This window comes from Clostridia bacterium (assembly GCA_028698525.1).
GTDB lineage: Bacteria > Bacillota > Clostridia > JAQVDB01 > JAQVDB01 > JAQVDB01.
Genome location: JAQVDB010000057.1, coordinates 1 through 12007 on the forward strand (window position 1 = coordinate 1; position 12007 = coordinate 12007).

General features: G+C 31.6%; 9 protein-coding genes. 6 read left to right on the forward strand and 3 right to left on the reverse strand.

Translation table 11 applies throughout. The features are described from left to right. Positions 1–962 (forward strand): IS256 family transposase (locus tag PHP06_08630; GenBank protein MDD3840621.1); only part of this gene is annotated, 962 nt, incomplete at its 5' end. A 432-nt stretch (positions 963–1394) separates the two neighbouring features. Here the strand turns inward: PHP06_08630 and PHP06_08635 are convergent. Together PHP06_08635 and PHP06_08640 are read right to left on the reverse strand one after the other, a co-directional pair. Continuing rightward, positions 1395–2384: a hypothetical protein gene (locus PHP06_08635; GenBank protein ID MDD3840622.1), complete on the reverse strand. Its 990-nt coding sequence runs from the start codon at positions 2382–2384 to the stop codon at positions 1395–1397. A 158-nt stretch (positions 2385–2542) separates the two neighbouring features. Next, entirely contained in the window at positions 2543–3355 is an 813-nt protein-coding gene (locus PHP06_08640; GenBank protein MDD3840623.1) for a protein rep, read from the reverse strand. Between the two features lie 1308 nt (positions 3356–4663). Here PHP06_08640 and PHP06_08645 point away from each other — a divergent pair. The 4 genes from PHP06_08645 to PHP06_08660 all read left to right on the forward strand — a co-directional run bounded on the left by PHP06_08645 (position 4664) and on the right by PHP06_08660 (position 9282). After that, positions 4664–5149, forward strand: a complete 486-nt coding sequence (locus tag PHP06_08645) for a helix-turn-helix domain-containing protein (protein MDD3840624.1) — start codon at positions 4664–4666, stop codon at positions 5147–5149. Between the two features lie 878 nt (positions 5150–6027). After that, positions 6028–7599 carry a hypothetical protein gene (locus tag PHP06_08650; protein MDD3840625.1) on the forward strand — a complete coding sequence of 524 codons (1572 nt, stop codon included), beginning with the start codon at positions 6028–6030 and terminating at the stop codon, positions 7597–7599. A gap of 362 nt (positions 7600–7961) precedes the next feature. Then, positions 7962–8162 carry a hypothetical protein gene (locus PHP06_08655; protein MDD3840626.1) on the forward strand — a complete coding sequence of 67 codons (201 nt, stop codon included), beginning with the start codon at positions 7962–7964 and terminating at the stop codon, positions 8160–8162. A 475-nt stretch (positions 8163–8637) separates the two neighbouring features. Beyond that, positions 8638–9282 (forward strand): recombinase family protein, encoded by a 645-nt coding sequence (locus PHP06_08660; GenBank protein ID MDD3840627.1) that lies wholly within the window; start codon positions 8638–8640, stop codon positions 9280–9282. Positions 9283–9580: 298 nt separating this feature from the next. Here PHP06_08660 and PHP06_08665 read toward each other — a convergent pair whose 3' ends face one another. Next, positions 9581–10201, reverse strand: a complete 621-nt coding sequence (locus PHP06_08665; GenBank protein MDD3840628.1) for a zinc ribbon domain-containing protein — start codon at positions 10199–10201, stop codon at positions 9581–9583. A gap of 1610 nt (positions 10202–11811) precedes the next feature. Between PHP06_08665 and PHP06_08670 the strand changes: the two genes are divergently transcribed. After that, positions 11812–12007 (forward strand): hypothetical protein (locus PHP06_08670; protein MDD3840629.1); only part of this gene is annotated, 196 nt, incomplete at its 3' end.

A 12007-nucleotide genomic window follows, 5' to 3' on the forward strand; every position in this document is an offset into this window, starting at 1 on the left:
GGACCGGAAGCTTTGAACCACAAATAATTAAAAAGTATGAGAAGGACATATCGAGCATTGAAAATCAGATAATATCAATGTATGGAAGAGGTATGACAACAAGAGATATATCTGCTCACATTCAAGAAATCTATGGATTTGGACTATCAGAATCAACAGTTACAAAGATAACAAATAAAATACTTCCGACAATTGAAGAGTGGCGACAAAGACCCTTAGAGAGCGTTTATCCATTCGTTTTTATGGACGCAATCCACTACAACGTAAGAGACAATGGGGTTGTGGTTAAAAAGGCAGTATACATCGTTTTAGCGTATACAATGGACGGATTAAAAGAAGTGTTAGGTATGTATGTTGATGAAAATGAGAGTTCAAAATATTGGTTAATGGTATTAAATGATCTTAAAAATAGAGGTTTAGAAGATGTTCTGATTTTTTCAACAGACAATTTACCCGGCTTTAGCCAGGCAATAACTGCCGTATATCCAAAGGCAGAAATTCAAAAATGCGTAATTCATCAAATTAGAAGTTCCACCAGATATGTAAGCTACAAGGATATACGTGAATTAATGAAAGACTTAAAGACTGTATATAAAGCAAATAATGAAGAAACAGCATTAATTCAATTAGATTTCTTTGAAGACAAATGGGGCAGTAAATACCCAAGCTGCGTATCAAGCTGGCGTAATAATTGGGCTGAATTATCAGTATTTTTCAAATATCCACCAGAAATCAGGAAGCTGATGTACACCACGAATACCATAGAAAACTTTAATAGACAACTAAGAAAAGTGACCAAAAATAAGACAATCTTTCCTACCGATTTTTCTTTAGAAAAGAGTCTTTATTTAGCAATGGTAAATGCTACAGCCAAGTGGACAACTAGGATGAGAGGTTGGGATCAAATATTGGCTCAATTAAATATATTCTTTGAAGATGTCTTAAAAAAGCATAAAAAATAAAATGTGGATTTATGGATAATTGCTATGCAATTACCCACAAGCCCCACATTTACTACTGCTACTATTTTAGCATATTTTTTATAAAAAAAGTATAAAGCTTGACAGCTTAATTTTAATGTGCAAGAATATACTAAATTATTAAATCTAATTTATGATTCTTATTGAATCTATATTAATATAAATTTTTATCTTTAAATAGTTTTAATTTTTGTCAAATTCCTTGACCTGGAATGATGAAACACAAACTATTTCACACTACCCAAAAAAACCACTTGAAAAAATCTCCACCTAAACAATCCTTGACTTTTTCTATTTTGTCCATTGGCTTTTAAATACCAAAAGCCAACTCAATAAAAGTAAATATATTTTTGTCTTTTGGTTTTCTAATTATAATGGACAAAAACACTAATTAATATTAATCTATTAATTTTTTTAATTCAGAGTAAAATTATCAACTATTACTCCAGGCACACTTTTCTTAGCACCCATTACAGTTTCATATTCTACATTTCCAAAACTAACACCTTGAATAGTTATAAAATCATCTTCAAGTATATTAGTTTCTAATTGATCATCTGAAATTTCTATAAGTATAACTTGATCATAATCATCATCTACAGCCATTCTATATTGATTATAGCCATCTCCTTGCATAACCTGTATTATCTTACCAGAAAATGTAACAAGAGAACCTGCTAGTCCATCTTTATCTCTAGCCATATCTTTTACTGTTATTCCAGTATTGTATTTTTCTTGTTCTTGTTCTTTACGCTCAGCTTCTTCTCTCTCTTTTCGCTCTTTTTCAGCTGCATGAAATTTTTCTACATCTTCAGTAGTAACTATAACAACCTCTCCACTTTCTTCTGAAACTAAATCTAACTTTTTTATCTCATTCGAGTCTGAATTATCTACCTTGCTTGAATAAGTTTGTGAATCTTCAGCAAAAAATAATAATTCATAAGTATTTATATTTTTATCAAGTTCAGGCTGAGATTCTTTCATACCTTCAAGAAAATCTAAACCATTACTACCACACCAAATAGATTCTAAAAACCTATCATCATCAGCATCTAAAGCAATTGAAACTTCATAATCTCCTTCTTCTCCTTCTATTTCAATGTTATAATTCTTGCCTTTAAAAGTATCACTTATATTTCCATCAATTTGTTCAATCTCTTTTGAGTAAGGAGTTACCTCCTCAACTTCTCCCTCATCTTGAATTTCTTTCTTTTCTGAGTCTTGTCCAGTTAATGTACTATCGTCTTTCATAGGTATAAATAAGCCAGTAATAGCCAAAACTAATCCTACCAACATAGTTATTCCATATTTCTTTACAGGTCTTTTTTTGATTAAATTGAAGACTAATAAAACTAATCCTACAAGTATAGCTAAAAAACCTATTATAAATATAAACATATCCATAATAAAACCTCCCTATTTTTTATTCTATTTATATAAATGTAATCTTATAGTATTTTATAAACCTAGTAATTCTTCCTTTTTGCGATTGAATTCATCTTCTAAATTCTCCACTATCTTATAATTTTTAATTCATTTAAAAAAAGACATAAAACCCCCCTTTAATTATCTTCTTTTTCTTCCAGATCATCTTCTGCTATTTCTACTAATTTATAATTTTTAATTCCTATATTCCATTGATACCTTAAAATAACACTAAATAAATCACTTCTAATTTCATCATCATTATCAGTATTTTTTAAATCGCCATCTTCTGTATCATCTAAATTTAATTTTTTATGAACTTCTTTAAAAACAAAACCAAAAGAAACCAATCGCTTTCTATGTAAAGCAGTATCTAGGGTATCAACTACTACATCAGTTAATTTTTCATTGATTTTTCCTTCTTCATCTTTAATTAAGTAATCATTAGTTTTTACTGTATATTTAGCAGTTTCTGCTATTGCCTTTCCATAAGTATCATCATCAGAAGCTTTAATTTTTCTAACATCAACTATTGGAGTATAATCAACTTTTAAAGACTGTTTCCAAAGATTAGTCCAATCTTCTTGAGTTAAATAAATTCTTGTATCTTTAAAATAAGAATTATTTACAGCTAAAATTAAATGAAAATGCGGGTGGTATGTGTTTTCATATTCATTGTAAGTCACTTCAAGACTTCTAAAATATCCCTTTACAGCATTTTTAAATGGCTTTCTTTGATTTAATTTATTAAATGATCCAGTCATTAAATCCAAAGTATCTTTTAAATCTTCTCCATAACAATTTTTAACTGTTAAAGTTAAAAAAATATATTTATAATCATAATTTTCTTCTACATAATCCATAACCTTAGATACTTGTCCAAAAGTCTTTAAGCTTCTTCTCCAAGCACACATAGGACACAACCTCACTTTACAAAAGTTAGCATTTATCAGCTTTTTCTCTTTTAATTCAACATAATATCTTCATTCCAAAAAAGTAGAGCAATCTAAGACTCTATAATATTTTTTATAACCTAGTCGTTTGTAACTTTCAGCTAGATCTAGAGTGTTAAGCTTCCTTTCCTGCCATAAATTATCCTTACCATTCTTGTTTACATCTTTTAATATTTCTAATTCTGTGTTATAATCATTAGTAGACAAATTAATCAATCCTTTCTGGAAACCAGAAGGGATAAATTAAAAAAAAGATATAAAATATCCCTTGTGGTTATGGTTTTTTCTGAACAATTAAATTATAACACAGGGATATTTTTCTGTCCAATTTTAGTATGCTGAAAAACGACCCTAAAAACACCATTAAACATTGATAATTCAAGGCTTTACTAGTTACGAAATAAGATAGGAGTTATTTCTATAGTATCAAGTTCAAAAACATCAAAAAACACCTTAAAAAAGGTGCTTTTTTTATACTTAATTTTATCTTCTCGATGTAGGTGTACTTCTTTTTATTTGTTTTTTATTTTCCTTATCAAATTCACTCTTAAATAAACTATTATTAATTTTAGAAGATATAACATCAACTAAACTTTTAAAAGCACTCCTGGAAGCTTTTAAACCCCCTAGACGCTCTTTAAAGTTATCTCAAATCAAGGCATATCTACAAACTTAAATGCAGGAAATGTACTTCAAAATATGTTAAAAATACACATGGATAAACCGGCAATTTGTCCATATATGCAATTGTCTATATATATGCATATTCTCACAGCCCGTAAAATGTAGTGTCTCGCGGGTTTTATTCTGTAGTTTTTTTAGCAAAGTTAAGGGAGGGGGTTGCTTTTTAGCAAAGGGGTGTTGTTTTTTTATTAGAGGTAAAAGCATCACTCGGAAATACTCGGATAAAAAGTCCCTCCATAAAATAATTATACTTAAAAATATAAAATACCGGCAGAGAAGGTTACTAAAATATACAGGTTTACGCGTGCTATCCTCCTCCATCATTCTCCATCATATTGATGCTTACTAAAATATAAAGGTTTACGAAGGGCATATTTCAACCAATCCAGATTTGGATTCGTTAGATTTCTTTGGAACGTTACGGAACGTTCCGTTTTGTTTAGCCCTTTTAAAGAGGATATTATTAGAAATTGTCGAACTATTACCATAGGCGGATGACAGAGAGACAGGCTATTTAAAGATGAATACAGATGTTACCCTAACAGCCAAAGCTAAAGGAGGGTAGCACCAACACTATTCACCGTATATGACAAGGTATGACAAGGTAGGGAGTGGTAATAGGTGGACTTAAAAGAGGCGGCCAGTATATTGAATATAAGCGAGTCAACAGCTAGAAGATGGATAAAAAGCGGAAAGCTTCGAGCTGAACTAATAGACGGACCATATGGGCCGCAGTATGACATTTCAGAAGAAGCGATTGAAAGGGCGAAGAATATTCAAAACGTGCCTATAATTGTGCATAATGATAACCCTATAATCACGCAGGAGGACATAACAAGGGCTATACAGCGATCAATTAACGAGGGTATGGCTAAGCCTATGCACAGACTTGAACAGGGTATTCTTCAGGAAGTGAGAGAGCTCAAAGGTGAGTTATCGTCATTGAAGGGTGAACTAGTTGAAACTAGAGAAGAATTAATAACAGTGAAAGAAAAGGACAGGGCGAGGCAAGAGGAAAGGGATAGGCAGCTAATGAAGGCTATTCGAGATATACAGGAACGACAAAAGCGACCATGGTATAAAAAAATATTTAGATCAGATGATTAGAAAATTTTATAACTTGTTGGAAAATATGAGTGCAAAACCAACATGGGGGGATGTTTTATCCTATCGGTATAAGTACAAGCGACTAAAGGGCGATTTAACGCCTTTTTTCATTTAAAAGGTAGTGAACTATGGATAAGCAATTTAAAAGGCAAGAACGGGCGATAAGAGGGCTCGATAAGTATATAATGTTATGATGTCATATTGTATATAAGGACATAAAACATTTGCATATTAACCGTCCTAAAAGTTGGTTAGTTGTTGTATATTTATCATAAAAGTGTATATTTATTCGCACATAAAGGGTGTAAGTCTGATTTATATCCTTTTAAAATATATCGAAGGCTATTATTTATAAGGGATTGCAAGCATTTTATGTACTATTCGCTGAATATTTATTTTGCGAATAGTACCACTAGTGTTTACAGATGAAAACGAGGATATAAAGGGCGAATGGGTAGATGCAGAGATAAAGCCAGAGCCAGAAGGGGAATTATCCACAGATTTTTATTTGTAAAGGAGCAAACATACAAAAATATGATATAAAATATGATATAATTGATACATAGATAAAAAATAAAATATAGACAGTAAAAAAGACTTACAGAGCCACCAACTCTATAAGTCTCAAGCCAAGCATAAGCGACCTGCAAGACGCTTTAATATGCTTTATTAATATAACACTTTGTAATATCATTATAACATGATATCAAGAAAAAACAATGTCAGATTAAATAATAATATACAAGGAACAAGAAATAAACATTAGTTTATAAGAAATAAAGTACATTAAAGCAGGAATATATTCGCATATGCAAGGTTGGGGCTTATAGAGAGCTACCAACCTTTTTTTACTGTCCTGAATAAAAGGGGGACAGGCATTGAGTTATAGCTTATGCAAGATATGTAACGAGAAACGAGCCAATAAACAGCACGTCGAAACACACAATATAGCCTATGATGACTACTTGAAAGAATACGAGACAGAGCAATACAACGAGAGACAGGCAGTTAAAAAGATCAATGAGCTATATATTACTACCAGATATAAGCATAGCGAGATGAACCAACAGGGAGCATATAGCACATATTCAACAACAGGCATAGGTATTAAGAGGCGTTATGCATTAGTAGATGGCGACATTAAAGCACATTTGAAACAGCAAAAGACATTAGCGATCTTTACACCAAAAGACTACAGCAAGTTTATCATATTTGATATTGACACAAGGGTTATAGACGTTCTAGAAAGCATTTACAGAGCTTTAACGTCTTATGTAAGGCCAGAGGACATACATTGCAGTTACAGCGGTAACAAGGGCTATCATGTGGCCGTATTCTTCAATAAACTAGTACCTAATGATGTACTATCAAAGTTTTATGCAATAGTAATGGCAGATGCAGGTAATCCTGACAAAGTAGAGCTATTAGGAGCAGATGGGAAACCAATAAAGCTACCACTAGGGATAAACTTCAAAAATAAAGACCATTACAATAATTACTGCTATTTTTGTAATCAGTTTGGCCGAGAAGTAGACAACAGCCTTGAATATATACAGACCATTGAACCTATAGACCCAGAGCCAGTATATGAGGCGGTAGAGATTAACTATGATGCAAGCATAAGCAGGATAAGCTACTTCACAGATGACGAGCTAATAGAGATAGATGAGTTTAGAGAGTTAAAGAGCAAGGCGCATTTTATGCAGTATTCAATGGCTAATAAGATAGACACCATAGAGAAAACAATACATCTAGGTATGAACGAGCCTAACACTAGACATGTAACCATGCTTAATATTGCTATATACCTGAAAGACATTAAAGGTTACAGCAAAGAGGAGACAAGATCATTCCTGCAAGAATGGATTACAAAGCAGGATACGAAGCTTTACAAGAGCAATAGCAAAGAGATAGACCAAGACATTAAGGACATGACAAACACAGTCTACAGACGGGACTATGAGCTTAAAACAAATAAAAGAGACGTTGATCTTACAGCATTAGACTTAAAAGAGATCTTATCAATCAAGGGTAAGGCATTGAGACGCCTATACTTCATACTGTACATTCATGGTAAGGCCTATTGTGACGAAACAGGGACATTCTATATGACCTATAAGCAGATAAATGAAGCAGGTAACAAGTCACGTAGAGGCCACTTAAAACAACAGATAGAGAAGTTGGAGGAGTTGGGAAAGGTGGAAATAGTGCAACAAGACCAGTATAAGAAACCTAACAAGTATAGAATACCTGCATTAAGCAATGAGGTAGTTATGACAGTTGAAATAGACGAGTTCAATATATGCGATCTTAATTGTGATAACTGTTTAGAGAAAGCATGTAGTTATCTATTGACGCAGGAGGAAATCAAAGAGCTATTTGCCAGACGACAGGTTAAAGGTATTCGCAGCTTAAAAGGAAAATGCAAGAACCCTAGAAATAGGAAATAGTCTTTATAGTGGTACATGAAAAAGTATGAATGTATAGAAGGTAGAAAAGTATGAAAATGGAGAGTTACCCCACCATGAGCAAACACAGATATATCAATGGGTTGAATAGGGTGCATGTACAAATATGTACCACAAAGAAAGATTATTACTCTATGAGTTCTTTTATCTACTCTTATTATTAGTATTAAATTATTAGTGAAATGGCTCTTTATAAATGTGCGATTAGGCTATTAGTATTAAATACCCTAGTGAAATGGCTCTTTATAAATGTGCGATTAGGCTATTAGTATTAAATACCCTAGTGAAATGGCTCTTTATAAATGTGTGTATTATAGCTTTTATTCTAGAAGGAGGTGGATACCATGGATAAGAAGTTAACTGATGAGCAATTGGAGGAATTAGCAAGAGAGAAACAAAGAGAGTACCAGAGAGAGTGGAGAAAGAAAAATCCAGATAAGGTAAAAGAGTATAACCAAAGTTATTGGAGAAGAAGGGCATTAAGAGAATTAAAAGAGCAACAAAAGGGAGATCCTGACCTATATGGCGGTACAGGTGGCCTATAACAACCTGATGAGCATAGACAGACTAATAGCATGAGAGGGGAAGAGGACACTCTCATATAAAGAATGTCCTCTTTATTCTGATGATGCGAGTTTTAAAAGACGATACAGCCGAGGCCATAAAAAAGAGTTTTCCAACGCAGTAAAAGAGGCAAATACAAAAGCCAGAGAGTGAAAAGGAATATATTATATACCTAATATGTAAAGATGCTAATAAATGACCAATATATTAGGATATTATAGACAAAGTAATATTAAAAACAAGGTAATATTAAAAACAAGCTAACAATATATATATAAATGTAAAATATTAGTGTCCAATAAATCATATGATTTAATAAACAGTAAAAGAGTAAGTAAAACAATAAGAAAAGGAAGGTAAAAGGGCATAAATAACCTTAATTATTGTCTATGGTATTTGAATATGATTTCATAGACAGATATAATATAGACAATAGGAAATGAAAGGGGTTATATTATGATTTATGGATATATGAGAATTAGCACCAATAAGGAAAGCCAAAAGACAGATAGACAAAAGGTAACACTTGAAAGGTATGCAGCAGATAATAATTTTAAATATGATGCAATAGTAGAAGAAAGGATATCAGGAACAGTTAAAGCAGAGAATAGGCCCATATATAAGGATTTAAAGACTAAGACATTAAGGGAAGGGGATATATTAGTTATTACTGATTTAGACAGATTAGGGAGAGATGCAGACGATACAATATCAGAAGTCAAAGACTTAAAGGCCAAAGGGATTAAACTGATAGCATTAGATATACCTTATATGAATGAATGGGATAACACAGTTGATGATGGAATGTATAACATGATAATTGATATAGTAATAACTTTAAAGGCCCATATGGCAGAGCAGGAAAGAGAAAAGACAGTCCAAAGGATTAATCAAGGGTTAGATGCAGCAAGAGCCAAAGGAAAGACATTAGGAAGGCCTAAGGAAGGATTGCCAAAGGAATTTATTAAAGAATATGAAAAGTTTTTAAATGGAGATTATGGAGAAATGACAAAGACAGGGTTTGCAAAGTATTTAGGAATTGGTAGAAGTACATTATACAAATATATAAATATGTATGAGAAGGAAAGGGGGTTAAACTAAGTGTATGAATTAAGGATAAAAGGGCAGGTTGACAAAAAACTAATCAGCTTCCAGCTGAAGCAAGTGTAAGTTCATCACTTGCAAAAGATTAAAACCTTCCTTTTTTTACGGAAAAAAGGAAACAAAAAAACGACCATCGCCAACTCAATAAGATAAGTTTGTTGGCAATAATCGTTTATAAAAAGTAAAGGATCAGGTAGTATTTTTTAAAAGAAAACCACTTGAAAAAAATCTCCACCTTGACTATTAAAATTTCAAATGCTTAAGCAAAGTTAGGCGAAGGTGATAAAAATATAAATTAATTCACAATTACAGAAATGACATCGTTTGAAAATAAATCACTCCTAATTTCTATTTTATTTATTTTTTTATCAAAGGCTACGTATCCACTTGCTTTTTGATGTTTATTTAATGTTTTTGTCCAAGCTGTCGTTATTGGATCACCCAAATCTTCTTCAACAAAAGCTATAGTATTATCTACTACCTCATTGTCATCTGTAACCCCTTGAACATCACCAAAGAAATTAAAATTATCTTTTTTAGACACAACAGTTACATCTAATACAATGTATTCAGAGTCATTTATACCACTTATGTTTCTTTGATTTGTAAAAATTAAATCAAAATCCTTATAGGAAATAACTTCATCTACTTTAAATTCTGTTTTCTTTTCTTCTTTCTCTTTACCTTTTTCTACATTTTCTTCTGTTTTACTATTTTCTTTACTTGATATATCTCCTCCAGATGAAGGTTTATCATCTCCACCTATCACTCCACTTAATGCTGCTAATAAAACAATAACTAAAATACCAGTTATAATCTTATGCTTCATAAAAAAGTTACGCTGATCTTTACCACAATGAGGGCATTTTTTTACCCCTTTTGCAATTTCCTTACCACAAGCTTTACAATTTACCATTGTTAAACACTCCTTAATTTTTATTTTAAAGTTATTTATATATTAATAACTCTAATTTTTTTCTTTTTCTTCAAGATCATCTTCTGCAATCTCTATTAATTTATAATTTTTAATTCCTATATTCCATTGATACCTTAAAATAACACTAAATAAATCACTTCTAATTTCATCATCATTAAAAGATGATACTTGCTTCTACTAAAACATTCAAAAGATTAAAAGATTAAAACCTTAAAAGCACTATTAAAGAAAATAATTATATTTTATATTTAGCTTTTATTAGAGTAAAAGACTTTATCTATTAATTAGCTTATTGGAGATTGTTTATAAGGGATTTAGTAGATAAATATAGATATTCATATTATTTATATCCATGAAGCCCTAGAAGGCGATTTAAGAGCTTTTATATTAATATCCATATCTAACTATGGGTACAAGCTATTAATCTAAGCACAGGGACAAATAATCAACTACAATTACATTTTAAAAGTATAATCTAAGACACTAAAGGATAGAGCCTTAAAACTCTATCTTTTTTATTTAATAATACCCCCCTATCAATAAAAAATCAAATATTACAGGGGAACAACAAACGGGAGGGGTACAAGACAAATTATATTATAATATTTCTAATGTGAGGGGTAGGGGTGGTAATGTCGATTTACAAAACAAACACAAAATAGGTAAGTTTACAAAACCAACCCCATGACAGCTATAAATATATATAAATTCTAAGTATCCTAAAAATCTAGGGTACTTTTTTTTATGCTGCAATTAGTAGAAGCTTCAAGCTATAAGATATTGATTTTATATAGTTATTCCTAATATGATTAATTATTTTATGCTTATAAGTGATTTAAAGGCGATTTGAGGGATTTTAATGATGTTTTATACTATTCGCAAAATAATCATTTTACGCATAGCACCACATAGGAAGGAAATAGACGATTACGCAGCTTTATATAAAAGAGTTATCCAACGCAATATAAAAGAGGCAATTACAGAACAAAAGCCCATGACAATAACACCATATAGCATTTAGACGCCCATATAAGCCCGTAGAGCGATTATAAGCACTTAGGTATGTATTTATATTAGGACATGCTATTGAACGCATAGAAAGAGGAATATGAAGGCCAGATATAGCAGACACATACAATATATAGTATGATTGTATGGCAAGACCTCTATACAATGGGGTTTGGAGTAATTGAAAGATTTGTTTATCCACATGAGATATGATATAATTAAAGTATAGATAAAGAAGATATGATATAATTAAAGTATAGATAAAGAGACAGTAAAAAGACTTACAGAGCCACCAACTCTATAAGTCTCAAGCCAAGCATAAGCGACCTGCAAGACGCTTTAATATGCTTTATTAATATTATAAACTTTTGTACCACCATTATAACATACTGTGAATTTTTTTCAATAAAAGTTTATGGCAAAGGGTACAAGAAAAAATAGGGAACATTCTCTAGTTTATAAGAAATAAAGTGCATTAAAGCAGATAAATATTCGCTTATGCAAGGTTGGGGCTTATAGAGAGCTACCAACCTTTTTTACTGTCCTGAATAATACGAAAGATGCAGGAAGGAGGGGCAAGAGTGGAGGGTTCAGCTACTAGCAGGGTAACAGATGATACTCAAAGATATATAGATCATCTATACCAAAGCGATCTAGAAGGTTATATTCAATTGATACAGCTTGCAGATGGCCGAGTATTTAAAGTATTCAATACAGAATATGACGGAGTAGTAGACGTAGTAGAGCATGTAGAAGGGCAGAACGACACATATATAA

Coding starts and splice junctions, on each gene's coding strand:
- PHP06_08635 (MDD3840622.1), bottom strand. CDS start 2,384: ATGGATATGTTTATATTTATAATAGGTTTTTTAGCTATACTTGTAGGA.
- PHP06_08655 (MDD3840626.1), top strand. CDS start 7,962: ATGGATAAGAAGTTAACTGATGAGCAATTGGAGGAATTAGCAAGAGAG.
- PHP06_08660 (MDD3840627.1), top strand. CDS start 8,638: ATGATTTATGGATATATGAGAATTAGCACCAATAAGGAAAGCCAAAAG.
- PHP06_08665 (MDD3840628.1), bottom strand. CDS start 10,201: ATGGTAAATTGTAAAGCTTGTGGTAAGGAAATTGCAAAAGGGGTAAAA.